20 protein-coding genes and 1 pseudogene are annotated in these 23,506 nt (G+C 66.0%); 13 read left to right on the top strand and 8 right to left on the bottom strand.

Going from position 1 to position 23,506, the window contains the following annotated elements; all coding sequences use genetic code 11:
* The first annotated feature begins 86 nt into the window (after window positions 1–86).
* Together HPY83_11540 and HPY83_11535 are read left to right on the top strand one after the other, a co-directional pair.
* Complete coding sequence (locus HPY83_11540; protein NPV08577.1) at window positions 87–494, top strand: Hsp20/alpha crystallin family protein; 408 nt, start codon at window positions 87–89, stop codon at window positions 492–494.
* Between the two features lie 48 nt (window positions 495–542).
* Complete coding sequence (locus HPY83_11535) at window positions 543–992, top strand: Hsp20/alpha crystallin family protein (GenBank protein ID NPV08576.1); 450 nt, start codon at window positions 543–545, stop codon at window positions 990–992.
* Between the two features lie 127 nt (window positions 993–1,119).
* Here the strand turns inward: HPY83_11535 and HPY83_11530 are convergent, their stop codons facing one another.
* The 4 genes from HPY83_11530 to HPY83_11515 form a co-directional block, all read right to left on the bottom strand.
* A complete protein-coding gene (locus HPY83_11530; protein ID NPV08575.1) occupies window positions 1,120–1,875 on the bottom strand; it encodes an SIMPL domain-containing protein in 756 nt (251 codons plus the stop codon).
* Between the two features lie 131 nt (window positions 1,876–2,006).
* On the bottom strand, window positions 2,007–2,735 hold the full coding sequence (locus HPY83_11525) for a hypothetical protein (GenBank protein NPV08574.1): 729 nt from the start codon (window positions 2,733–2,735) through the stop codon (window positions 2,007–2,009).
* 141 nt (window positions 2,736–2,876) lie between these two features.
* The gene (locus HPY83_11520; GenBank protein NPV08573.1) at window positions 2,877–3,806 is read right to left on the bottom strand and encodes a transketolase family protein; all 930 of its coding nucleotides are present in this window, start codon (window positions 3,804–3,806) and stop codon (window positions 2,877–2,879) included.
* Window positions 3,799–4,623, bottom strand: coding sequence for a transketolase (locus tag HPY83_11515; GenBank protein ID NPV08572.1), 825 nt, complete (start codon window positions 4,621–4,623; stop codon window positions 3,799–3,801). The genes HPY83_11520 and HPY83_11515 overlap by 8 nt, the downstream gene beginning before the upstream one ends.
* A gap of 488 nt (window positions 4,624–5,111) precedes the next feature.
* On the opposite strand from HPY83_11515, the gene HPY83_11510 reads away from it, so the two are divergent.
* The 7 genes and pseudogenes from HPY83_11510 (at window position 5,112) to HPY83_11480 (ending at window position 12,313) form a co-directional block, all read left to right on the top strand.
* Window positions 5,112–6,515 (top strand): cytochrome-c oxidase, encoded by a 1,404-nt coding sequence (locus HPY83_11510; protein NPV08571.1) that lies wholly within the window; start codon window positions 5,112–5,114, stop codon window positions 6,513–6,515.
* Window positions 6,516–6,526: 11 nt separating this feature from the next.
* Complete coding sequence (locus tag HPY83_11505; protein NPV08570.1) at window positions 6,527–8,479, top strand: c-type cytochrome; 1,953 nt, start codon at window positions 6,527–6,529, stop codon at window positions 8,477–8,479.
* A 2-nt stretch (window positions 8,480–8,481) separates the two neighbouring features.
* Entirely contained in the window at window positions 8,482–8,667 is a 186-nt protein-coding gene (locus tag HPY83_11500; protein NPV08569.1) for a cbb3-type cytochrome oxidase assembly protein, read from the top strand.
* Window positions 8,668–8,737: 70 nt separating this feature from the next.
* Window positions 8,738–9,040, top strand: a complete 303-nt coding sequence (locus tag HPY83_11495; GenBank protein NPV08568.1) for a hypothetical protein — start codon at window positions 8,738–8,740, stop codon at window positions 9,038–9,040.
* 12 nt (window positions 9,041–9,052) lie between these two features.
* Window positions 9,053–9,373 carry a hypothetical protein gene (locus tag HPY83_11490; protein NPV08567.1) on the top strand — a complete coding sequence of 107 codons (321 nt, stop codon included), beginning with the start codon at window positions 9,053–9,055 and terminating at the stop codon, window positions 9,371–9,373.
* Window positions 9,374–9,410: 37 nt separating this feature from the next.
* On the top strand, window positions 9,411–11,846 hold the full coding sequence (locus HPY83_11485; protein ID NPV08566.1) for a cation-translocating P-type ATPase: 2,436 nt from the start codon (window positions 9,411–9,413) through the stop codon (window positions 11,844–11,846).
* A gap of 89 nt (window positions 11,847–11,935) precedes the next feature.
* Window positions 11,936–12,313, top strand: a pseudogene (locus HPY83_11480) (class I SAM-dependent methyltransferase).
* A 267-nt stretch (window positions 12,314–12,580) separates the two neighbouring features.
* Here HPY83_11480 and HPY83_11475 read toward each other — a convergent pair.
* Window positions 12,581–13,492, bottom strand: a complete 912-nt coding sequence (locus HPY83_11475) for an alpha/beta hydrolase (protein NPV08565.1) — start codon at window positions 13,490–13,492, stop codon at window positions 12,581–12,583.
* Between the two features lie 581 nt (window positions 13,493–14,073).
* On the opposite strand from HPY83_11475, the gene HPY83_11470 reads away from it, so the two are divergent.
* Window positions 14,074–15,261 carry a response regulator gene (locus tag HPY83_11470; GenBank protein NPV08564.1) on the top strand — a complete coding sequence of 396 codons (1,188 nt, stop codon included), beginning with the start codon at window positions 14,074–14,076 and terminating at the stop codon, window positions 15,259–15,261.
* Here HPY83_11470 and HPY83_11465 read toward each other — a convergent pair.
* From HPY83_11465 to HPY83_11455, 3 genes are all read right to left on the bottom strand, one after another.
* Complete coding sequence (locus HPY83_11465; protein ID NPV08563.1) at window positions 15,194–17,416, bottom strand: hybrid sensor histidine kinase/response regulator; 2,223 nt, start codon at window positions 17,414–17,416, stop codon at window positions 15,194–15,196. The two genes, HPY83_11470 and HPY83_11465, sit on opposite strands and share 68 nt — an antisense overlap.
* Window positions 17,417–18,064: 648 nt before the next feature.
* A complete protein-coding gene (locus tag HPY83_11460) occupies window positions 18,065–19,162 on the bottom strand; it encodes an ADP-ribosylglycohydrolase family protein (GenBank protein NPV08562.1) in 1,098 nt (365 codons plus the stop codon).
* Window positions 19,149–20,072, bottom strand: a complete 924-nt coding sequence (locus HPY83_11455) for an ADP-ribosylglycohydrolase family protein (protein NPV08561.1) — start codon at window positions 20,070–20,072, stop codon at window positions 19,149–19,151. The genes HPY83_11460 and HPY83_11455 overlap by 14 nt, the downstream gene beginning before the upstream one ends.
* Window positions 20,073–20,552: 480 nt before the next feature.
* Between HPY83_11455 and HPY83_11450 the strand changes: the two genes are divergently transcribed.
* From HPY83_11450 to HPY83_11440, 3 genes are read left to right on the top strand one after another with little or no spacing between them, the layout of a single operon-like run.
* Entirely contained in the window at window positions 20,553–21,827 is a 1,275-nt protein-coding gene (locus tag HPY83_11450; protein NPV08560.1) for a DegT/DnrJ/EryC1/StrS family aminotransferase, read from the top strand.
* Between the two features lie 3 nt (window positions 21,828–21,830).
* Window positions 21,831–22,661, top strand: coding sequence for an amidohydrolase (locus HPY83_11445; GenBank protein NPV08559.1), 831 nt, complete (start codon window positions 21,831–21,833; stop codon window positions 22,659–22,661).
* Entirely contained in the window at window positions 22,654–23,424 is a 771-nt protein-coding gene (locus HPY83_11440) for an amidohydrolase family protein (protein NPV08558.1), read from the top strand. Before HPY83_11445 ends, HPY83_11440 begins: the two co-directional genes overlap by 8 nt.
* Window positions 23,425–23,506 lie beyond the last annotated feature (82 nt).

The following is a 23,506-nucleotide window of genomic DNA, read 5'->3' as shown; positions in this document are numbered from 1 at the left end:
CCCTGTGTTAGCAGGCATCAGCAGTCAGCGTTAGGAGGTTAGTCATGGCTGAATTGGTTCCCCGCAGAGAAGACGAAGGCCGGGAGATGACACTGCGCGACGCCATTGACCGTCTCTTCGAAGAGAGCATCGTGAGGCCCTGGGCCAGCCTGACCGGCATGGGCCGTGGCATGTCGGTGGACGTGTATGACCAGGACGACCACATCATGGTAGAGGCCACCCTGCCCGGCGTGAAGCCGGAGGACGTGGACATCCGGGTCGAGGGCAACATGCTCACCATCAAGGCGGAGAAAAAGCAGGAGAAAGACATCTCCGAGGACCGTTACACCTACAGAGAGCGGTCCTATGGCATGATGCAGCGCAGCCTCATCCTCCCCAGCGCCGTGAAGGCTGAAGGCGCCGAAGCGAAGATGGAGAACGGCGAGCTCAAGCTCAGCCTGCCCAAGGCCGAGGAGGCACGGGCGCGCCGCATTCAGGTAAAGGCCGCGAGCTAGAGAGCTCGTCTGGTTCCCCGAGATCATTAGCTGCTAGGAGTTAGGACGATGAGATCGCTAACGCGATGGGATCCGCTAGCGGAGGCGGTGAGCCTGCGGCAGATGATGGACCGCCTCTTCGAAGACAGCTTCGTGCGCCCCTCCACCTGGAGAGGGGACACCGGTAGGGCTCTGCGTCCCCCTCTGGACATCTACAGCACCGATGAGGACATCGTCATCCTCATGAGCGTGCCCGGCGTCAAGCCCGAGGATGTAGATGTCACCGTGGAGGGCGACACCGTCACCATCCGGGGCGAGATCAAGCCCCCCATCGAGAACGTGGATTACGTGGTGCAGGAGCGGGCTACCGGCCCCTTCCGCCGGGTAGTCACCCTGAACGTGCCGGTGGAGGCGGACAAGGCAGAGGCCTCCTTCAAGGACGGGGTCCTCACCCTCACCCTGCCCAAGGCGGCGGAGATCAAGCCACGTAGCATCAAGGTGCAGAGTGGCGGAAAGTGATGCGTGACGCGGGATGCGTGATAGGTGAGGAACGAGGAGCGGGGCGTGATGTGTGTGCCACATCACGCCCCGCTCGCGTCACGTATCACGAATCACGCGTCACGTATCACGCATCACGAATCACGTACTACCGCAGTGCGTAGGTGACCTGAATCCTGGTGCTGTACTCCAGTTCGCCGGGAGCAATGGCGCCGCCGCCACCCATAGCTGCTCTTTCCAAGGCGACGCCGTAGCTGGCAGCGTAAGGAGCGGTGCCACCTACTACCTCGCTGATGCTCAGCACCTCGCCGACCTCCACCTCGGCCAGGCCGGCCAACTCCTCAGCCCGGGCCCGTGCGTCGGCCATCGCCTCCGCTCGAGCTTCGGCCTCAGCCTCGCTCCAGTCCTCGAGGGTGAAACTGATGCCGTAGATCTGGTTGGCGCCCGCCGCTACCGCTGCGTCCAGGACTTCGCCCACTGCCTCCAGATCGCGTACCTTCACCAGAACCATGTTCGACACCCGGTAGACCGGCTCCGGCTCCACGTCCGGTGCCCGATACCCTTCATCGAGGTAGATGTTGTAGCTGGTAGTCTGGATGTCCTTCTCCTCGATGCCGGCCGCCAGGAGCGCCTCCATGATGGCGTCCATGATCGCGGTGTTCTCGGACATGGCCTCGTCCACCTTGGCCGCCTTGGTCTGCACCCCCAAATTCAGGGTGGCGATGTCGGGCTCGACGTTCGTCTTGCCTTGCCCCACCACGGTAATGAACCGGGTTGCGCTGGGAGCTGCGGTGTCCTGGGCCTGGGCCGCGGTGCCCACACTCAGGCTGCTGCCGGCCAGCACCAGTGCGATCACTAGCAGGCTGGTGATGGCGGTGGCCGCGAACGCTCGTCCTTTGCTCATGGTTGCCTCCATGCTTGTGTAGTCTCGACCAGGGAGCTATCCCGGGGTCGGCGTCTGCCCCCACGGGCGAGCTGCACCACTTAGACGCATCGGCCTCGCCAAAGGTTCCCGGCCCCGGCTCCAGCCTCGCCTTAACCGCGGCGCCACTGCCTGCGGGTCAGGGGCAGCAGCACGGCCAGGAAGACCACCCACCCCAGCGCCAGAGCGCCGGGCAGGCCCAGGCCGTATTGGGTCAGCCGGATCACCACCAGCATGGGGATCATCGCCAGCATCCAGGTGGGGATCTGTCGTCCCATGGTCCAGAGCGAGTGGCGCGCCTCGTAGGCGCCCACCACCCCCACCATAGGGAAGAGGGTCATGAACCCCTGGAGGTACTCCTTGACGATCACCAGGGCCACGATCACGGAAGCCACCACGGGCAGCTTGATCCACACCGGCAGCGTAGTGCGGTGGGCTCTCTCGTCGCGGTGGCTGATGCGCAGGTAGAGCGTCGCGGCAAGAGCCAGGCTCAGCGCCACGGCGGCCCAGAACGCACCGTCGCTGGCCGGGACGATCGGCGCCATTAACCAGCCGGCGGCGGTGTAGCTCAGGGCGGAGAGGAGGATGGCGGCCACGATAGGCAGCCGCAGGCGATCGTGCAGCAGTCGCACTCCCTGGATGTAGCCGAAGAGGAGTAACAGTCCCAGCACGTTGGTGGCGTCCACGGGGCGGCCCAGAGCCAGGGTGGCGATGGTGAAGGGAAAGGGCAACACGTAGGCCAGGGCCTTGAGCCGTGGCTGGGGGAGGTATGCCAGCGCCGTCGCCTGTACCGACACAGCGACGATCAGCACGGCGTCCCAGGCGCCGAAGTGGAAGGGCATTCACTCTCCTGCAGAGACCTCTGGAATATCGGCCAAGGGGGTGGAGACAGGAACCGGGGGCCAAGAGCCTGAAGGCAGCGCTCTACTAGTTGCACCCGGCTGCCACCCTCTCCTCTCCCCGAAGCGTCTCCGTTCTGTCTCCTATCCCACCGCGGCGAGCGCCCGCTGGCAGGCGGCCACTATGTCGGCCACGCTCATGCCCCAGCGGTCCAGCAGTCCTTCGTAGGGGCCGGTCTCGGTGAACGTGTCGTGGATGCCCACCATCTGCAGCGGCGTGGGCCGGTGCGCTGATAGGAACTCGGCCACCGCGCCGCCCAGCCCCCCGATCACGGTATGCTCCTCCACCGTGACCACCGCCCCCGCCTCGGCCACCTGGAGCAGCAGCTCTTCGTCTAGTGGCTTGAGCGTGGGAAGGTTCACCACCGTAGCCGAGATCCCCCGCGACGCCAGCTCCTCTGCCGCCCGCAGGCAGCGGGACAGGAGCACCCCGCAGTTGACGATGGCCACGTCCCTGCCCTCCCGCAGAACCGCGCCCTTGCCCACCTGGAACCGGTAGCCCTCCGGCATGAGGTCGGGCACGTCGGCCCGGCTAAGGCGCAGGTACACCGGCCCGTCCAGCTCGGCCACCACCGGCACGCAGGCGGCGGCCTCGATGCCGTCGGCGGGAACGATCACTGTCAGGTTGGGCAGGGCTCGCATGACCGCCAGGTCGCAGATGGAGTGATGGGTGGGGCCATCTTTGCTGTCGGACAGCCCGCCGTAGGCTCCCACCAGCTTGACGTTGGTGCGGGCGTAGGCCACGCAGGTGCGGACTTGTTCGGCGGCCCGCAGAGCCAGCAGGAAGGCGAAGGTGTGAGCGAAGGGGATCATGCCCCCGAGGGCCAGGCCAGCGGCCACGTCCACCATGGCCGCCTCAGTGATGCCCACGTTGTAGAAGCGGTCGGGGAAGCGATCCCCGAAGTAGCGGCTGCGGGTGGAGGCGGACACGTCGGCGTCCAGCGCCACCACTCGCTCGTTCTGGGCTCCGTACTCGGCCAGGGCTCGGCCGTAGGTGTCGCGCATCTCAGGCATTGAGTTCCTCCAAAGCGCAGGCCAGCTCTTCCGCGCTGGGCACCCGCCCGTGCCAGGCCGACTTGCCCTCCATGAAGCTGCATCCCCTGCCCTTAGTGGTGTGAGCGACGATCATGGTGGGGCGGTCGTGGATGTTGGCGGCCAGGTCCAGCGCCTCCAGGATCTGGCGGACGTTGTGGCCGTCAATCTCCACCGTGGCCCAGCCGAAGGCGCGCCACTTGTCCACCAGGGGCTCGAGGGGCAGGATCTCGTGCACTGGCCCGTCCAGCTGAACGTCGTTCTGGTCTAGGATGCAGGTGAGGTGGCTCAGGCCGTACTTAGCGGCGATGAGGGCCCCCTCCCAGACGACGCCCGCCTGCACCTCGCCGTCGCCCAGTAGCACGTAGGTGCGCCAGGTCTGGCCGGCACGCCGCGCGGCCAGCGCCAGCCCGGCGCCGATGGCGACGCCGTGGCCCAAGGCCCCGGAGGTCATCTCCACCCCCGGAGTCTTGAGCCGGTCGGGGTGCCCCTGCAGCCGGGAGTCCAGCTGGCGCAGGGTGCACAGCTCCTCCACCGGGAAGAAGCCGCGCCGGGCCAGGGCAGCGTAGAGGGTGGGGGCGGCGTGGCCCTTGGAGAGGATGAAGCGGTCGCGCTCGGGGCAGTCCGGCCTGTTGGGGTCCAGGCGCAGGCGCTGGAAGTAGAGGGCAGCGATGATCTCGGCGGCCGAGAGCGACCCTCCCGGGTGCCCCGATCCGGCGTCGTAGACCATCTGGAGCACATCGCAGCGCAGTTGCCGGGCGCGCTCCTCCAGTTGGGCGATCAAGCTCTCCGAGTACATAGGCTCTCCTGAAAGCGGTAGGCGCCGGCGCCGGCGCCACTGGGTTCTGAGGTGGGTCGAGGGCACAGGATAGAGCGGGAAGGCGCTGCGAACAAGCTCGCTGACACGGCGTATCGACACGAGTGACCTGCGCGCGGCGCCTCATCTCACCCGTAGCAAGCCGGTATCCGCTCTGATGCAGTTGTCTGCAGCTGGCTTGACAGAGGCAGGGCACCGGGAGCAGAATCGAGTCGGTTGGCGGAGCGTGTCGGGCGCCCGGTCGCCAACCGCGGACTGGTAAGGCGCCTGATTCAGTGTTGGCATGGTCTGTTGCCAGGGTGGTCTGCGATGCGTATGCACCCTCTCCTGTCGAACGCCTCCCTTTCGGCTAGTGCCGCTGGATCGGCCACCTATTGCCACTCTCCGTGAGCTGCTGCTGTCCTCACATGCAGTACCGTCCCCTCCAGCACCGAGTTGGCCTGAGCTTCGATCGCGACAGGAGTCGGTCAATGTTCACCAAACCGGATAGTGCTAGCCGTAACTTCATCCTAGCTGCCTCGATCTGGATCGTCATCGGAGTCCTGATGGGCCTGATCCTGGCGACTCAGTTCGTGTTCCCTGACTTCCTCGAAGGGATACCCCAACTGGTCTTCAGCCGCTTGCGCCAGGCACACACCAACACCGTCATGTTCGCCTTCCTCTCTGGTGGCATGATGGGTATGTGGCTCTACATAGTGCCGAGGCTCACGGGCCGCCGCCTCTGGAGTGAGTCCCTGGGCAACCTCACGGTCATTCTATGGAACGTCGCTCTCATCGTTGGCATCTGGGGCCTGGTCAACCAGCACACTCAGAGCCGGGAGTACGCCGAGCTCACCTGGGGAGTTGATGTCGCCGTCATGGTGGTGCTCGTGCTCAACCTGGCGAACCTCTACATGACCATTCGCCACCGGATAGAGCCCAAGCTCTACGTTAGCTTATGGTACATTGCCGGCACCTTGGTCTGGATGCCCATGCTCTACTTCATCGGAAACGTTATGTGGCATCCCTGGACCGGGGCCCTCACCGGTATCGACGACACCATCTTCAACTGGTTCTACGGCCACAACGTCCTTGGCCTCTGGTTCACTACCGGGCTGCTGCCGGTGATGTACTACGTGGTGCCCAAGGAGACCAATACCCCACTCTACAGCCACTTCCTTTCCCTGATAGCATTCTGGGGTATCGCCTTCTTCTACACCGGTGTGGGCGCGCACCACCTTCTGTGGGCGCCGATCCCCTATTGGCTCAAGACCATAGCTGTCGCCGAGAGCATCGGCATGGTCCTACCGGTGGTCGCCTTCATGATGAACATCTTCCTCACCATGAGAGGCAACTGGAACCGTGTTCTTACGAGCCTACCTCTGCGCTTCATCGTCACCGGCTGGGCGGCTTACGTTCTCGTCTCCTATCAGGGCTCGCATCAAGCGCTGCGCCACATCAACCTGCTGACGCACTTCTCTCAGTACGTTCCCGGACATGCACACTTGTCTCTGCTCTTCTTCGCCGCCTCCACCGTGGTCGGCGGGGCCTACTATGTCATTCCAAGGATCTACAGACGGGTGCTCTTCAGCCGCACGCTGGCCAATGTTCAGTACAGCCTCTACGTCGTGGGGTTCACCTTCTTCTTTGGAGGCTTCCTGCTCACCGGCCTGACCCAGGGAACCAACTGGGTGCACCAGGGTCTTCCGGTGTGGAGCGTCCTGCCTGGCCTGCGGCCCTACATGGCTCTGCGGGCCACGGGAGGCGTCCTACTGGTCCTTAGCTTCATGATCTTCACCTACAACCTCTTCGCCACGGCCTTGGCAGGCAGACCGGCCCGCCACCCGACCGTAGAGCCGGGCGAGACCACTGCCTACTCGGCGCCGGCCTATTAGGGGGTGCCCGCATGAGAATGACCTTCAGAGTGGTGGTGTTCGGCGCCATGATCGTGTTCCTCGCCGTGGCAGCGGCCGCCGTCTTCATTCCCGGTCTGGTGTGGAACCCCAGCCAAACCTTCATCGCTCTCCCCTACACTGAGGCCGAAGAACGTGGCCGGGTCGCCTACTACAGCAACGGCTGCAACTACTGCCACACCCAGTACGTCCGCGACGAGGACACAGGCATGGGCTCCGTCTCCGATGGCGGGGACTACGTGTTCGACAACCCCATGATCCTGGGGTCGGAGAGGACTGGGCCAGACTTGTCCTACATCGGCCGCAAACGCAGCGTGGCCTGGGAGATCGAGCATCTGAGGCGCCCGCGAGACCTGTCGCCCCTCTCCATCATGCCCAACTGGTACTTCCTCCCGGAGCAGGAGCTGCAGGACATTGCCGCCTACCTGTCGCGCTTGGGCGATCGTACCTCAGCCCAACACATGGTTTTGCCGCCGGCGGAGTATGCCGGTTCTGTGGACCCCGTTCCCTACCCGACCGCGACTCCGGTGCCCGGTGACCAGTCACAGGGCTGGGCCACGTGGACTGCAGCTGGGCTTCAGGAGGGCAAGGAGATCTACGTCAAGTACTGCCTGACCTGTCACGGATGCGCTGGCAACGGGCTGGGCCACTACGCCGGTACCAAGATCGTCACTCCGGCGGACTTCAAGCAGGAACCCGTCAGGAGCATGCCAGATGATCAGTGGTTCTGGCACGTTTCCGAGGGTGTCCCGGGAACGGTGATGCCTGTCTGGAAGGCCAGCCTCACTGAGCAACAGCGCTGGAGCGTCATCCGGTACGTGCAGCAGGTGTTCGCCGCGCCCATGGCTCGCGACCCGGATGAGGGCGACCCGCCGGAGCCCTACGCTGGCCTCACTAACCCTGTGCCGGCCGGTATCGAGACTCTGGAGGCGGGCAAGCACATCTTCATCCGCGAGTGCTGGGTCTGCCACGGCGACGCCGGTCGTGGCCACGGCATCTACCGGCAGGGCCTAGAGCCACCGCCCCCAGACTTTGGCGACGGCAGCTATGGCACCATGGATAACCCCACCTTCACCGATGCCGACTACTTCTGGCGCATCAGCGAGGGCGTGCCCTGGACGGCCATGCCTGCGTGGAAACTAGAGTACTCAGACGAGGATCGCTGGAACGTCGTGCACTACATCCGGACCAACTTCACCCAGACTGAACCCCGTCCGGAGAGCGCCGCCAAGCAGACGTACCCTGAGATCGCCATGGCGCAGACGATGCCCGACTCCGCCGCCTACGACCCGGGCCGGCAGATGTTCCTCCTGATGTGCGCTCACTGCCACGGCCTGGCCGGATTGGGAAACGGTTGGGACGGCCAGTATCTGGACGTGTCGCCGGCCAACTTCACCGACCCGGACGTGCGCGGATTGAGTGACGGTGACTTCTTTGCCCGGGTCACCTATGGCCTGCAGAACTCGGCCATGCCCAGCTGGGGCGAATGGATGCCCATCCAGAACCGCTGGCACGTTATCAAGTACATCCAGCAGGCGATAGTCATGAACGTGCCTGCCGGCGGGCCAGTTCCACCCGCGCCCGTGGACAGCGTGTATGGCGACGGCTCCGTGGCCACCGACTTTATGACCGTCTCCACAGACATGTGGACTCAGGACCTGGGCCATACCATCTCAGCTGACCACGGCGCCCAGTTGTTTGACAGCTACTGCGGCCCCTGCCACAGCAACCAGGGGCAGGGCAACGGTCCCGACACGGCCGGGCACGGCATCCCCGGGCCGGCGGCCTTCGCCCCCAACATGAGTCAGGCTTACATCTTCTGGCGAACTTGGGACGGGGTCCCAGGCACTATGATGTACGGCTTCTACGGCTTCCTGAGTGAAGCGGACATCTGGGACCTGGTAGCCCACGTCCAGACCTTGCCGAACCAGGGCCAAGGAGGCTAGCCATGCCCATCGGTCTGTGGACTGTCGTCGCCTGGATGGCATTCGTTATCCTCACGGCGATCGCCTCCATCATCTGGGGCTGGCGTACAGGTCAGTTCAAGAACATTGAGGAGCCCAAGTACCGGATGCTGGAAGACAGGGAACCAGAGCCCTGGGACGAGAAACAGACTGCAGAGAATCGAGGGTAGGCTGTGGCGTGCTGCATCCTCTCGCCGCCTCTTACACCCTACCCTGGACAGTCTCTTTTGGAGGTGAGCAGTGACACAGAATGTGCTTCGCGTGCCTCTGGAGCTGGCCTACACCTTCGGAGGAGCGCTCATTCTCATCATCTTCGCGGTGGCCGTGGCTATCCCGCACCGGATAGGCGCCCTCCCGGGGAGCAGGGGCCATCGCGACATCGAAGACGAATCGGAAGAGGTACGGCCGGACAGCTACATCGACAGCTTCGCCGGGGAGATTGAAGAGGCAGGAGGCGGGTTGCCGCTGATAGTGCGAATCGCTCTACCCGGCATCATTCTCTGGTGGTTGGCCTATCTTGTGATCTATTGGACGCCAAGATGAGGATGATAGGACATGGCCTACGTTCACCAAGTGAGCTTCTACATCGGGCCTGAGCAGATGAGTGAGTTGCAGATCGGCGCCGCACTCGAGCGCGTGCTAGCCTATCTTCGTTCTCTTCTCCCCAGCCAGCCGGGTTTTATCACCGCTCGAGCCCTCTACTCGGTGGATATCCCCGACCGCCAGCATCTGATCTTCCAGAGCCAGTGGGAGCTCTGGGAGGACCTGCTGGCTCACGCGGAGTCGGGCCTGGCCGAGGGCAAGGTGCTCGTGGAGTTCGGGCCCCACCTCTCTCAAGGGGACCTGGTTGTCCACGATTACTCCGAGGTGGGCTGACGGTCCGCGAACGCGGGTTCATCGGAGGTGATCTCACGTGGCGAATGAGCACGAGCGGTGCGCCCTATGCGGCCGCGTGATTGAGGGTAGCCCTGTCGTCAGAGAACTGAATGGGGTGGAAGAGCACTTCGATAGCCAGGGCTGCGCTCGGGTCTACGAAGTGGCCCAGGCGAACGACATGCTGGACCAGGTGCTGGCAGACCCCACATCTGAGCCTGCGCTGCGGCCGGCACCCCTCCAGGGGCACGAGCGGTCCGCTCACTTCACTGTGCAGGGGATGCACTGTCCCGGGTGCGCCGTCGCGGCCGAGCGCGTCCTCCGGCACCAGCCAGGGGTGAGAAGCGCTGAGATCAGCTTCTCCGGTCAGCAAGGCCGCATCGACTATGACCCGGACCGGGCAGATCTGGCTTCTGTTCTGCAGAGCCTGGAGCGGCTGGGCTACCACGCCTCCCCGATGGCGAGCGCCCAGTCGCACCACGTTGCCATGTCCCAGGAGCGCACTCTTCTCCAACTGATCACTGCCGCCGCTTTCGGCATGCAGGTGATGCTGCTCTACCTGGTGCAGCTCTACCCCCTGTACGCCGCCGGCAGGTTCAGCGACCCTGAAGTGCGGACGCTGCAGTACCTGGTCTGGGCGCTCGCCACCCCGGCGCTCTTCTACGGCGGGAGCAGCTTCCTGCGCGGTGCCTGGGGTATGTTGCGCAGCGCCCACACCGCCAACATGGACACCCTGGTCAGTCTGGGCACGCTGTCAGCGTACGCCTACAGCGTCTACGTCACGCTGACCGGCAGCGGCGAGGCCTATTTCGATTCCGTGGTCATGATCACCACTTTCGTCATGTTAGGCCGCTACCTGGAGGCCGTGGGTGGCTCCGAGGCCCGCAAGGGCATCCGCGAGCTGCTGTCCCTCCAGCCCGCGAAGGCCTGGCGCCCCTGGAACAATGAGTGGCACCAGGTCAGTGCCAGCGCCCTTGCCCCCGGGGACAGGATCCTGGTCAAACCGGGGGAGCGTGTGCCTGCTGACACCGCAATCGAGGAGGGCCACGCCACGTTGGACGAGTCTCTGGTAACGGGCGAGTCCGCCCCGGTGGAACGTGGCCCCGGCGATTCGGTGCTTGCGGGCACCGTCGTCACTGATGCCGCCATCATCGGTCGGGTGATCAGGCCACCGGCAGAGAGCCGCCTGGCTCAGATCGCGCAGCTTGTGCAGAGAACCCTGGCCATCAAGCCGCCCATCCAGCGCTTGGCGGACCGAGCTTCCGCTTACTTCGCCTTCGGGATCATGGGGGCGGCTGCGCTCACCTTCGTGGGCTGGTGGCTCACCGGGCACGCGCCTGCCCGGTCGCTCCTGGCAGCCGTGTCGGTGCTCGTGGTGGCCTGCCCATGCGCTCTGGGCCTGGCTACGCCACTGGCTCTCGCGGTCGTCCTCGGCCGCACCACTCGAGCGGGAGTCCTGGTTCGCAACCCGGTGGCCCTCGAGACGGCTGCAAGGGTTCAGCGCATCGTGTTTGACAAGACGGGCACCCTGACCGAAGGCCGGCTGTCGGTCACAGACGTGGCAGTGGTCCCGGCCGCCCGGATCGACCGCAGTGAGTTGCTGTCGCTGGCGGCAGCGGCGGAGCAGTACTCGGAGCATCCGGTGGCAAGAGCGATCGTGGCTGCCGCCCCTTCGCCCCCACCGTCGGCGGAGGACCCGCGGATCGTGAGGGGCATGGGAGTGAGCGTGCGGACGAACGGTGCCGAAGCCGGCTGGAGAGTGCTGGTGGGCTCAGACCGATTCCTTGGTGTCGACTCTAGCTCCGACTTGGCCCAGGAGGCGGAAGGACGGAAGTTGCGCGGAGAGACGGTGGTGTGGGTTGGCTCCGGTGATGGCCTGAAGGGCTTCATAGCCTTGCGCGACCAACCTAACCCCACGGCGCCGGCTGCCCTCGCGTCCCTGCGCGCGCATGGGGTCCAGCCGGTGATGCTCTCCGGCGACAGCCCCGGGACAACTAGGGCTATCGCCAAGGATCTGGGCCTGGAGGATTACGAGGGGGGTTGCTCGCCCACGGAGAAGGCGGCCCGAATCGCCGAATGGCAGCGATCCGGCCAGACGGTGGCCATGGTGGGCGACGGCGTGAACGATGCCCCCGCGCTAGCGCAGGCCGACCTCAGCATCACCACTGCCGGCGGAACCGACGTTGCCGGCGAGACCTCAGACCTGGTCCTCACCCGACCGAACCTGGCCGTGGTGCCATGGTTCGTTGAAGTGTCTCGCCAGACCCGCGCGGTAATCCAGCAGAACCTGGGATGGGCCTTCGCCTACAATGTGTTCGCGGTGCCCCTAGCGGCGCTGGGCCTCATCAGCCCGGTGATCGCCGCTGCGGCCATGGCTACCAGCAGCCTCTTGGTGGTGGGAAACTCCCTGCGCTTGCGCGGTAAGGCCGACGGAGTCGCCCAAGCGGGCCACGCGCTGGGCTCGGCTACCGCGTGAGCTAGCCGCGCTCGCCCTACGGCGTCGTGCTCCTCGCCACAGACACCGCCAGTCGCACTTACGACCGGCTAAGCCCTTGGTACGGCCTCATGACCGCTCTCTGGGAGTGGAGCGCTATCTCGGCTGGCCTGGACGAGTTCCCTCCGCGGCTGGGAGAGCGGGTGCTGGAACTGCGGGTGGGCGCAGGACGGGCTCTGGCGGAGCCAATGCGCAGGTCGGGGCAGGGCAGGTCTGTCTATGGCCTGGATGTCTTCTATCGCATGTGCTCCCGCGCCCACACGCGACTCAGAGGCCGCGAGCCTGAGCTGAGCGCCCTTCATCTGTGCGGCGACGTCCTGAAGTCACCGCTTTCGGGGAGCTCCTTCGACGCGGTCCTCATGAGCTTCGTCCTCGAGCTCTTCACGCAGGGAGAGATTCCAGCCGTGCTGGCAGCCTGCCGAAGAGTGTTGCGGCCGGAGGGGCGCCTGCGTGGTGTGTCGCTGCCCGAGCGCTCGCCTGCTGGCAGGGTTCAGCGCCTCTACACCGGCCGGCGCCGCCGTCTCCCCGCTACCTGGATTGCCGCCCCGTTGGCATGGCTACATGGCTGCAGCGGGCAGGGTTCGCGGTTGAGTCGGTGCAGGAGACGTCTTTCTACGGCCTGCCCGTGGACGCCGTGCTGGCCCGCCGCTCGACTCTTGGCTAGGCGTGCCCCTCTTTCCCTTTCTGGGATCTCAGCACTGAGCCCGCCCCACGGCCTACAGCCAATGCTGCAGGAACGCCAAGACTTCCCGCCGGCCGTGTGCCGTCTCGAAGTGCCCGGTGTTGTATCGCCGGAGCTTCCACCGCTCGGGAACGCTTGCCTCGGCGTAGGCTCTCTGCAGGTGGGCATCCACCCGGTCCAGGCCCTCCGGTGGCGTCAGCCGATCGAATACACCTGCCAGGGCCAGGTGGGCCCGGGGGACGATCAGCTCGTTGATGGCCGCCGTGTCGAAGTGCTCCAAGAGCCCGGGCACATAGTAGTAGATGCCGTGGCCGTCGAGTCCACGGTTCTGGATCAGGGCGTGGAAGTCGGTCAGGCAGCAGAGGTCCACGCACACTTTCACCCGCTCGTCCAGGGCCGCTACCCACCAGGCCATGGTGCTGCCCATGGACAGCCCCAGCGTGGCGATGCGCGATCGGTCCACGTCATCGCGCGTCTCCAGGTAGTCCAGAGCCTTGAGGCTATCGTACACCATGTGTCCCCAGAGGACTCGGCCGTGCCAGAGCATCTCCTTGAACAGCTCCGATTCGGTGCGACCTCGTCGCTCCCCGAAGTTCCAGGCGTCGATGCACAGGGCAGCGTAGCCCCCCTCGGTCAGGGCGACGCCATAGGGAGGGTCCTGCAGGCTGGGCCGGCCCCGTAGCAGCTCGTCCTTGCCTAGGACGTAGTCACCGCCGTGGGCGTGGTTGTACAGGACGACCGGCACCCCACCTTGCCTCTCCAGGGGCCTCACGAAGTAGGCGGGCACCGGCTCGAGCCCGTTGAGGTCGAGCACTAGGGTTTCCAGGCGGTAGCCGTCCCGCTCCTCCACCCGTACGATATCCGCCGCCACCGGACGGTCCCGCTCGGGCAGGGGCCCTAGGAGGGAATAGAGGTGCTCTCTTCGGGATTGGGTGTTCGCAGTCATGCCTTCCTCCATGGGTTAGTGCGCCGGGGACCTGCTCACCCTCGGCGTCGGTTGTGGTAGCGCGCGTAAGTGAACAGCATCCGCTGATGCACCTGGATGCGCCCGCGCACGAGATCGCCCAGGGGCGACGAGGCGATGAGACAGGCGATGTCCTGGCCGGCAGAACGCGGGACGATCGTCTCTCCCCGAGCGCGGGTCTGAAGTGGGCCAAGCATAGCACACCGGGTCGGCGCCTCCCATGGTAGCGCGGCGCTGTACGGGCTCACGATGGAGGGGATGAGTGTTGGCCGGTGGCTCCGCTCAGGACCCCTTCGTGCGTAGGCGCGCGAACTCCCCGGGGGTGATTGGCTCCTTGCTTGAGCCGTCCGCGCCTCCAGGCACGGTGACTCCCGCACGGGCGCTTGTGCTGTCGGGGCTCTTCTGCGCGTGGGGGCGCGAACTCCTCGGGAGTTGCCGGCCCAATTGCCATCCCTAAAGGCCGGGTCTTGGCCACCGGCGGGCTTCTCTGCGCCTTGGGCCCGGGGTTGCGGATGGGAGCGTCGCTCGTCACAATGGACGTAGCGATGCACGGATAGGGGGCATTGGGGTTGCTTCTGGACCGGGAGGCCGTTCACGAGGCCCTGGAGTGCCTGTACGACAACGTTCGGCTGGCCCAGGCGGGCCTGGTGGCCCGGTTCCCCAGCGTGGCGGCCATCCAGCCGGTGGACGAGCGCGCCGAGACCGCTCGCTCAACGCTGCTGGAGGCGATCGAGGCCCTTCGTCCCCCGCGACGGGTCCCCTTCGGCGCGCTTGAGTCCCGCAGTTACGACGTACTCACCCTGCGCTACGTGGAAGGCATGAGCATCGAGCGCATGGAGGGCGAGCTCTCCATCGGCCGCCGGCAGATATATCGTGACCTGGAGGAAGCAGAGGCAGACCTGGCGGAGCTGCTCTCCTCCTGGGCCCGGGCAGGGCTGGAGACGCCTGCAGAGCCCGGCAGGCACGACTTCCTCAGCGACGAGCTGACCGCCCTGGCCAGCGATCCTGTCCTCGTGGACCTACGGGAATTGCTGGCGGAGGCGGCTTCAGTGGTACGGCCCTTGGCGGTGCGAACCGGCGTTAGCTTGCAGGAGCTTCCGGGCGGGGAACCGGTCCTGGCCCTGGCCGACCGCTCCATACTGCGGCAGGTGCTGGTGCAGTTGCTCAGCTCGGCAGTGCAGGCCGCCGGATCCCGGGTGGAGATGTCGGTCGATGCTGGCGAGGAATCCAGAGTGCAGGTGCGGGTGCGATTCGCCGGAAGCCTCAAAGGCTCCCAGGAGCGACGTCTGCTGGATGCTCAGCGCATCGCCGCTTCTCAGGGCATGCTCTGTGACTGGTCCGAGAGCGACGGCCACGTCCACGTGACCCTGTCGCTGGAGACGGGTACCCCGGTGTCGGTTCTGGTGGTGGAGGACAACCCGGGCGCGGTAGAGCTCTATCGGCGCTACCTTTCTTCCCGCAGCTGGCAGCTCCAGAGCGTCAGCGATCCGCGAGTGGCCTGTGAGGTTGCCCGAAGGGCTCGGCCCGACGTTATCGTGCTGGACGTAATGATGCCCAAGCTGGATGGCTGGAGCCTACTCCAGAGCCTGCACGCCGACGACCGGACCCGGCATATCCCGGTACTCATCTGTTCCATTGTGGAAGACCCGGAGCTGGCCGAGGCTCTGGGCGCCAAGGCCTACCTCACCAAGCCGGTCTCCCAGGGGGAGTTCCTGGCCGCCTTGCGGCGCTGCCTGGCGCGTCCGGCTTGAGGGACTCCACCGCACCGTGCGCGGTCACGCTGAGGGCGCTCTCCAGCAGGGCCAGCATCTCCCCAGGCCGGAATCCGCCGCGCCGCCGCACCGAGAACCACGCCCCTTCAACGGAGACCTCGTCCTCGCCCGGGGTGGCTGCTGTGACCGCCAACACGGGGATGGCCTCCAGTTCGGGATCGCTGCGCATGGCAGCCAGCACCTCGAAGCCTGTCAACTCCGGGATGACTAGGTCCAGCAACACCAGGTCCGGCTTCTCTCGGGAGATGCGAGCCAAGCCATCTCGCCCGTTGTAGGCCGGAATTACCTCGACGGTCCCTGCCCAGGTGGACTGCAACATGCGAGCCACCAACTGCGCGAACCCCCGGTCATCATCCACCACCACGATGCGGGCGGTGGTGTCCCTTGGCCCCAGAGCTCGAGCCACGGCCTCGCCCAGGGTCTCTGCTGAGACAGGTTTGGTGAGGACCCCCGCCAACTCCTGACCGTGGAAGATCCAGTCCGTACTGGGCAGGGTACACTCGATCAGCGCGACGGAGTCGGCCAGTCGCTCCGCCAGGCCTTCCCCCAGGCCGCCGTTGGAGGTATGGCTGGCCACCACCGCGACCAGGCCGCCGGGCGCCACTACCTCGTCCGGACAGGATACCCGCAGCAGTTCGTAGTCGCTGAGGCGGCGGCTCAGGTAGGGAGTGATGGAGCCGTCCGCATCGACCACCGCTACCCTAGGCTTGTGGCGGGGCCGGGGCAGGTAGGGCACTGGCCCGAGCCGGGAACGGGCGTAGCTGCGCTCTTCCAGCGGCAAGGTGAAGCAGAATCTGGAACCCTTGCCTAGCTCGCTCTCCGCCCAGATGCGACCGCCATGGAGCTGGACGAACCTCTTGGCGATGGCCAGCCCCAACCCCTTGCCCACGTCTGGATCGCTGCGCGAGCGGCCCACCTGGTAGAACTCGTCGAAGATCGTCTGGAGCTCATCCTGGGGTATGCCGCGCCCAGAGTCGGTGACCGAAACCACCACTTCCGCGCCGCTGACCTCCGCCCTGATCGCTACTGACCCTCGTCTGGTGAAGCGGATGGCGTTGGTGAGCAGGTTGAAGACTACCTGACGGATGCGGACAGGGTCCACGTAGACGTCGGGCACGTCGGGCGCACAGAAGGCTTCCAGTTGGAGATGACGATCGCGAGCCAGACTGCCCACGGTGGCGACGACGTCCCCGATGAGGCGGCCTAGGTCGCACTCCTCTCGCCGGACGGGCATGGTGAGCGCGTCCACTCGGGCCAGATCCACCACGTCGTTGACCAGTTCCGACAGGTAACCCGCGTTTCGCTGCAGCTCGGCCAGGTCCCGTCGTAGAGCCTCCTTCCAGCCCGGGTAGCCATAGAGCTGAGGCTTGCGGTAGATCAGGTCGCTGAAACCCAGGATTATGTTCAGGGGGGTGCGCAACTCGTGGCTGAGGTTGGTGGCGAAGCGGGTGCGCAGGTCGCGGAGCATCTCGGCCTCGTGGCGAGCCTGAGCCAGTTCACGGTTGGTCTCCTGCAGGAGCTGATAGGAGACGTCCAGGTCCTTGATGGTGCGGTTGAGCTTGCCTCGTTGGTCCCGTAGCTGCTCCGCCAGGGACACGGACTCCACGCTCTGACGCCAGGCCCACTCCAGCAGGTGGTGGAGGGGGCGCAGCACCACCCAGGCCGCCAGGCCATTCAGCAAGATCAGGGCAACGGGCAGAGCCGTCCCCGAAGGAGCCAGGAGGTGGAAGAGGGCCGCGTCCATCAGTGCCACGGGCGGGGCAGCCCCGGGGCGCAGCAGGGCTCCCGCCGCCACGGGCGAGAGGGCAAGGAGGTACCCCACTTCGACCACGCCGGCCGGCCCGACCAGCGCCAGGCAGGCCAGGTTCAGGGCAGCCAGGAAGAGCAGCGCCGTGAGCCGAGGCCGCCGGGGGGCGAGGAAGGCCAGGGGAACGAGGCACAACGCCAGGGCAATGCTGGTCAGCAAGTGAGGAAGATCGAGCCGGTCGGCGTTGGCCAGCACCCACCAGGAAGCGAGCACCGAGGCGCCCGAGAGCGCCAGTAGCCCGTGCAGCGTCGAACGCCTGATCTCGTCCTCGTTGAGGGCGCTCACGCGGGAGAGACTGAGCCGTTCGATGGACTCCGGAGCTTCCATACGCCACCCCTCGCTGTCCCTCCACCGGAGCGGGTGGAGACGGTAATGCTCATTCGCTGAACGGGCCAAGCCCCGCCGGACACGCTCCGGCATCGTCTGCCCGCATCTATCCTGCACCTAATCTTACCACGGGTCGGCGAAAGACCGCCTGGACTGCGGTCGGAGGAGGGAACGGAGGCGGGCGGCTACCGGAGATCTTGAGCGGGGCAGAGGGTTCCCCAACGCATGGCCGTCAGGACGATGGCGCTGCCAACCGAGGACGAGCGGGATGACGGAGGGAAGCTTCGGGCAGCAAAGACGCCGGGGGTAGGCGGACTGTCGCCGTCCCAGCATCGCGCCTCTCACTGCCGACGGTCTGTCTCCTTCCTTAATGAATCTAATACATACACTTTATGGTGCTTTGAGGCATCCGAGGCATACTCGCTTCCGTAACAAGCCAATAGCCCAGTTACACTACTGCAGTGATCCCCCCACTGCAAAGTGTCCCCCTCTCTACTCCTCTCACTACCTCAGAACTTGTGGGGAGCCCTACCCCAAGGGCTCCCCACACCTCTGCTTCGGGATACTGGCGACCTCCGGGCGCGAGGCGGAAGCGCGGCACCGTGCGCGATTTGTTGAGGTCGTCTCCACCTGCTTCGGAGCCTGGCGTCAATGACCGCCCCACCAGGCGTAGCGCGCTTCCGTCAGCAAGGCGAACACCTGGCCATCATCCTCGGCTCCCGTCCGGCCGAGGAGTCCTCCCAACCAGTGGCCCGGTATGGCCCGCTTCCCGTGAAGCGCACCCAGAGCCGCTCCCACAATGGCGCCTATGGTATCGTTATCCAGGGTGTCGTTGACGGCCCGGATGATTCCCTCCTCCAGGTTGTGCCCGTGATTCATCAGGATGTAGAGCACGCTCGGCACCGTCTCTAGCAGGTAGGCACCGGAGTACCACCAGTTGCATGCCTCCAAAACGGAGAGACCCTTACGCCAGGCCAGGGCGACCCGCTCCTCGGCAAAGCGCCACACCGGACCGCGGTAGCCGGCATGCGCAGGGGCGTTGGAGGCGTAATCCCCCCTTTCCAGATCCCTGGCGACCTGTACGTACTCCTCGAGCCACCACTCCGGCGACGGAGGCTGCGGGAGCTGGAGTGCCTGCCACAGAAGGTGGGTGAAGGACAGGCAAGCCGAGATGGACGCCGCGTCGTTGTGGGTGACCATGGCAGCCAGGGCGACGTCTGCCCATAGCTCGCGGCCACCTGTCTGGAGATGGGGAATCAGCACGGGGGCGATGCGCATGAGAGCGCCGTTGCCAGCGGATCGGACGCCGCACTGGTACCAGGGCTGGCCGGCCTTCCAGTTGGTGACGAACTGGCTCACAGCGGAGCCAACCCCGAAGATGGGCTCCTGGCAGAAGCGACGAGCCAGGTGCTCGACATCGAGGCCACCATCCCGCAGCATTTGCTCGAGGGTCCAGAAGGCCAGTTGGGTGTCATCGGAGGGCAGGCCGACGGCTCGATATGCGGCGTGACGGTTGGGAAGGTAGTGGCGGATCTCGCCGTACCGAGCCCGACGGCGATCAGGAAGCTGGCCCTCGGAGGTGTTGCCCAAGGCGTCGCCCACCGCCAGGCCGAGCAGCATGCCCTCCACCCGTTCGAAGCTCAGATCCTTCCGCATGGGCCCGGGGGCATAGTCGAGCAAGGCTCCTCGGGACAGATCAATGCTCCGGCCGGCGAGCAGGCTTTCCAGCACCTCACGGTTGCCCATCGTGCTCTCCCGGCAGGGCCTGGGCCAGCTCGAACAACCCTTCGACCAGGGGATCAATCCAATCCCGGTGTGCCAGGCGGGCCCGCCAGGCAGCAGGAATGCCCTCCTCGCCGTAGAAGGCCCCGGCCAACTGCCCGTAGACGGCGGCCGTAGTGTCGGCGTCGTCTCCCAGGTTGGCGGCCGCCAGGCAGCCGGCCCGGAAGTCGTCGGTGTGGTGGAAAGCCCACAGGGCTGCCTCCAGCGACCGCACCACGTATCCCGCTCCCTGGATCTCGGGCGGCCTCCGCACTTTGAACGAGCCGCGGGCCACCTCGTCGATCTCCGGGGTTAGGGGCCGCTCCTGCCAGTACCCGGCTAGCGGGGAGTAGCACTCGCTCAGCAGTTCGGCCTTGCTGACGCCAGCCAGGGCGCCGACGATCAGTCCCCCGAAGTAGCGGCAGGCATCCACCGCCGTCCGCGCCTGGTGGGTGGCGCGGGAGCTTTCTCCGGAGTAGTCCATCGCCTGGCGGGGGTGTCGGGCGTAGGCCAGCGGCACCGGAGCCAGGCGCATCAGGGAACCATTGCCGGCGGTGCGCGGACCCAAAGGGCCGCAGTAGGGGTCGCCGGTGCGCTCGAACCGTTCCAGGGCCGCCCGAGTGGTGTTGCCGATGTCGAAGCAACGACCGGTGCAGGCCAGGTGCCCGGTCCGGTACCAGAGGCAGTAGCGCTCGAGCTGGTCCACTGGGTCAAAGCCTCTCTTGGCCACCAGGCTCTCGGCCAGGCACAGGGCCATGGAGGTGTCGTCGGTCCATTCGCCCGGCCTGAGGCGGAACGGGCCACCGCCCAGCATGTCCTCGATGGGGATGAAGCTGCCAGGAGGGCAGAACTCCAGCGTGGTTCCCACAGCGTCGCCCACGGCCAGGCCTAACATGGCCCCTCGGTAGCGTGAGATAAGCGATCCGCTCACACCTCTCTCCTTGGCCGAGCCCACGTGTGGCTGGCCGCCAACCGGTCATGCGACGTTCAAGCGCTTGGCCCGGGCTCCTGGCCCCGCATCCGGAGTCGGGATCGCGTTGGCTTCCGGCATCTGATCGCCAAGAGGACCATCTTCGCCCCGCACCATCGGAAAGCTGCTCCTGAACCACCATTCTGCCCCAATTCGAGGCCGGTGCAAGCCGGGCTCGCCGCTGCCGGAGGCGGCAGCCCGGTCGAAGGCGGTGCTGACCGACCCCCATGCCATGGCTCGTGGCGGGCATCACGTGCAGTGGCGCCAAACGGGAGGAGGCGACGGCGGTCCGGGAGTGGTCCTGCTCGCCTGGCTTCTACAGCGGGGTGCATATGGTGTACTATCCGGCAGCGCGGGAGGGAACACCCGCATACCGTGGCACGGGATCAGGTCAAGGGAGGAACGATGGCGGAGAAGCTGGCGATAGAGGGAGGGCCGAAGGCGGTCAGGGTAGGGCTGGAGGACCGCTGGCAGGTGGCGGGGGAGCGGGAGAGGGGCTACGTGAATGCGGTGCTGGAGGATTTGAGCACGGCCTACTCCCAGTTGGAGCTCTTTGAGGAGGAGTTTCGCCGGTTTGTGGGCACCAAGCACGCTCTGGTGATGTGCAACGGCACTGCCACCCTGCACTCGGCCATCTTTGCGGCTGGGGCCCGTCAGGGCAGGGAGGTGATCGTGCCCTCGGTGACCTGGCACGCCTCCATCACCCCCATTTTGCACTGTGGGGCCACGCCGGTGTTTTGCGATGCCGACCCGGAGACCTACTGTGCCGATCCGGAGGACGTGGCCCGGCGGATCACTGGGCGGACGGTGGCCATCGTGGTGACGCATGTGTATGGCAATCCGGCGGATATGGACCGTTTCCGTGACCTAGTGCAGGGGACGAGCATCAAGCTGATCGAGGATGCTTCTCACGCCCATGGGGCCACCTGGGCGGGCGAGCAGGTGGGGAGCGTGGGGGATGTGGGGTGTTTCAGTCTGCAGGCTTCCAAGGCGGTGACGGGGATTGAGGCGGGGGTAGCCACCACCGACGATGATGAGCTGTATGATGCCATGGTAGCGTTGGGGCACTATGGGCGGTGTGAGCGGTTGTTTGTGACCGAGCGGTTCAAGGAGTTGCGCAACATGGGGTTGGGCATCAAGTACCGGGCCAATCCTTTGGCGGTAGCCATGGCGAGGGCGCAGTTAGAGCGGCTGCCGGAGCTGAACCAGAAGCGGGGGGCGTGGTTTGGCAAGCTTGACCAGTTGATGGTGGGCATCCCTGGGGTGAGCGTGCAGAAGACCTACGCCAAGGGCAAGAGGGGAGGGATGCTGCTTTACACCGGCCGGATAGACCCGGAGGTGGTGGGGGCGCCGGTGGACATAGTGCTTAGGGCGTTGGTGGCGGAGGGGGTGAGGACCACCCCTGGGATCACGCCCTTTGGGTATGGGGTGATGCACCTGGAGCCTTTGTTCAACCACTTCTCGTTTGAGGGTTTGGGTGGTCCGTGGGGGGACCTGCCTGTGGGGGCGAGGCGGCCGATGAAGCGGGGGGACCTGCCGGTGAGTGAGGCCATACATGATACCGCCTTCTGGCTGACCACTCCGGTGGACCCGCCGGAGGAGTGGGTGGAGCAGACGGCCTATGCTTTCCGCAAGGTAGCGGAGCAGGGGGAGAGGCTGGCGGAGCTGGCGAAGGAGTAATCGGTGAGCGGAGAGGCGGCGGAGATGACACTGAGAGAGAGGGCGCTCGCCGGGTTGCCCCTGGAGGGTGGGCTGGTAGTGGACGCCCACGGGCACCTGGGCCGCTACGGCGTGTTCGACATCACCGCCTCCACGGCGGCTGAGGCGGTAGCGGTGATGGATCGGGTGGGAGTGGACGTCCTGTGCGTGAGCCACGTCTTGTCCCTGGTGGGCGACTGGGCGCGGGGCAACGACCTGGTAGCCCAGGCCATGCAGGAGTTCCCCGGCCGCCTCGTGGGCTACGCTGTAGTCAACCCCAACCACCCCGGCACCATTCGCGCCGAGCTAGACCGCTGTGTGGAGCAGCTGGGGATGAAGGGCATCAAGGTGCATGCCGGGCTGCATGAGTATCCGGTGGATGGGCCGGCGATGATAGCCGTCTACGAGTATGCGGCGGAGAAGGGAGGATTGCCGGTGCTGGGGCATGGCTTCAACGACGCACGGGCCATGGAGAAGCTGTCTGCTCTCTTCCCCACCGTGCCTTTCATCGTGGCCCACTCCGGGGGTGGGTACCGGGGCCGGCCCGAGGCCATCATCGACCTGGTGGCGGAGCGGGACAACCTCTACACGGACGTGTGCAGCTCTCTAGTCCCCTACGGGGGAATAGAGGCGCTGGTGGAGCGGGTGGGGGCGGGGAAGGTCCTGTTCGGGTCCGACTTCACCTGGCAGCACCTCACCCACCAGATTGGCCGGGTGCTACTGGCGGATCTGACCGAGCAAGACAAGTGGGCCATCATCGGAGGCAACGCTGCCCGGCTGTTCGGCCTATCAGCCCGAGGAGGGGGCCATGAGTGAGATCGCCCTCTTCGACGCCAACTGCCACCTGGGGCACACGGGCGCGCTGACCGGGCCCGCGAGCGCGGACGAACTGGTGCAGGTGCTGGACCGGGTGGGGATTGCCGAGGCGCTGGTGACCCATTCTTCCGCTGTGGCGTACGATCCCGCCTATGGCAACCAGTTGCTGGGAAAGGAGCTGGCGGGGAGGGAGCGCCTGCATGCCTGCTGGGTGGTGATGCCATCGCACACGGGGGAGGTGCCGGGACCGAGGGAGCTGGTGGAGCGGTTGCTCGCCAGCGGGGCCCGGGCGGCGCGAGTATGTCCCAGGCGGGTGGGGCCCCTGCGAGCCTATCTGTATGGCGAGTTGCTGGGCGCCCTTCAGGAGCGGAGGGTGCCGCTTCTGGTGGACTTCGAGCTGGGCCACTGGGGCAGCCATCTGCAGACGGTGGACTGGGACGGACTCCAGTGGCTGCTGGGGGAGTATCCCCAGCTGCCTGTGGTGCTGGTGCGCATCGGGTATGCGGTGGATCGGCTGTTGCTGCCCCTGATGGACCTGTACGGCAACTTGCACCTGGAGATCTCCTACTACATCGGCTCCAACGCCCTGGAGCGGACGGCGGCGCGGGTAGGGGCGGAGCGGCTGCTGTTCGGCACTGGCATGCCCATGTACGCCCCCGGCCCGGCCATCACCCTCCTGACCTACAGCGGGCTGAGCCGGGCGGAAAAGGAGTCCGTGGGGGGAGGTAACCTGCGGCGCCTGCTCGACAGGGCGGGAGGGTAGTCCGGCCTGCCTCCGGAGTGGCGGCCCCTGGCAGCCGCCGACGCCAGTTCGGTGTATCCCACGCCTTGGTCGAGGCCGGGAG

The organism is Anaerolineae bacterium (genome assembly GCA_013178015.1).
Classification (GTDB): domain Bacteria; phylum Chloroflexota; class Anaerolineae; order DRVO01; family DRVO01; genus Ch71.
The sequence above is the reverse complement of the archived record's forward strand: the minus strand, read 5'-3'. Positions and strand labels throughout refer to the sequence as shown.

Excerpts from the sequence above, each read along its gene's own strand:
- HPY83_11540 (NPV08577.1), top strand. The coding sequence starts at position 87 with ATGACACTGCGCGACGCCATTGACCGTCTCTTCGAAGAGAGCATCGTG.
- HPY83_11535 (NPV08576.1), top strand. The coding sequence starts at position 543 with ATGAGATCGCTAACGCGATGGGATCCGCTAGCGGAGGCGGTGAGCCTG.
- HPY83_11530 (NPV08575.1), bottom strand. The coding sequence starts at position 1,875 with ATGAGCAAAGGACGAGCGTTCGCGGCCACCGCCATCACCAGCCTGCTA.
- HPY83_11525 (NPV08574.1), bottom strand. The coding sequence starts at position 2,735 with ATGCCCTTCCACTTCGGCGCCTGGGACGCCGTGCTGATCGTCGCTGTG.
- HPY83_11520 (NPV08573.1), bottom strand. The coding sequence starts at position 3,806 with ATGCCTGAGATGCGCGACACCTACGGCCGAGCCCTGGCCGAGTACGGA.
- HPY83_11515 (NPV08572.1), bottom strand. The coding sequence starts at position 4,623 with ATGTACTCGGAGAGCTTGATCGCCCAACTGGAGGAGCGCGCCCGGCAA.
- HPY83_11510 (NPV08571.1), top strand. The coding sequence starts at position 5,112 with ATGTTCACCAAACCGGATAGTGCTAGCCGTAACTTCATCCTAGCTGCC.
- HPY83_11505 (NPV08570.1), top strand. The coding sequence starts at position 6,527 with ATGAGAATGACCTTCAGAGTGGTGGTGTTCGGCGCCATGATCGTGTTC.
- HPY83_11500 (NPV08569.1), top strand. The coding sequence starts at position 8,482 with ATGCCCATCGGTCTGTGGACTGTCGTCGCCTGGATGGCATTCGTTATC.
- HPY83_11490 (NPV08567.1), top strand. The coding sequence starts at position 9,053 with ATGGCCTACGTTCACCAAGTGAGCTTCTACATCGGGCCTGAGCAGATG.
- HPY83_11475 (NPV08565.1), bottom strand. The coding sequence starts at position 13,492 with ATGACTGCGAACACCCAATCCCGAAGAGAGCACCTCTATTCCCTCCTA.
- HPY83_11465 (NPV08563.1), bottom strand. The coding sequence starts at position 17,416 with ATGGAAGCTCCGGAGTCCATCGAACGGCTCAGTCTCTCCCGCGTGAGC.
- HPY83_11460 (NPV08562.1), bottom strand. The coding sequence starts at position 19,162 with ATGGGCAACCGTGAGGTGCTGGAAAGCCTGCTCGCCGGCCGGAGCATT.
- HPY83_11455 (NPV08561.1), bottom strand. The coding sequence starts at position 20,072 with ATGTTAGGCCTGGCCGTGGGCGACGCTGTGGGAACCACGCTGGAGTTC.
- HPY83_11450 (NPV08560.1), top strand. The coding sequence starts at position 20,553 with ATGGCGGAGAAGCTGGCGATAGAGGGAGGGCCGAAGGCGGTCAGGGTA.
- HPY83_11440 (NPV08558.1), top strand. The coding sequence starts at position 22,654 with ATGAGTGAGATCGCCCTCTTCGACGCCAACTGCCACCTGGGGCACACG.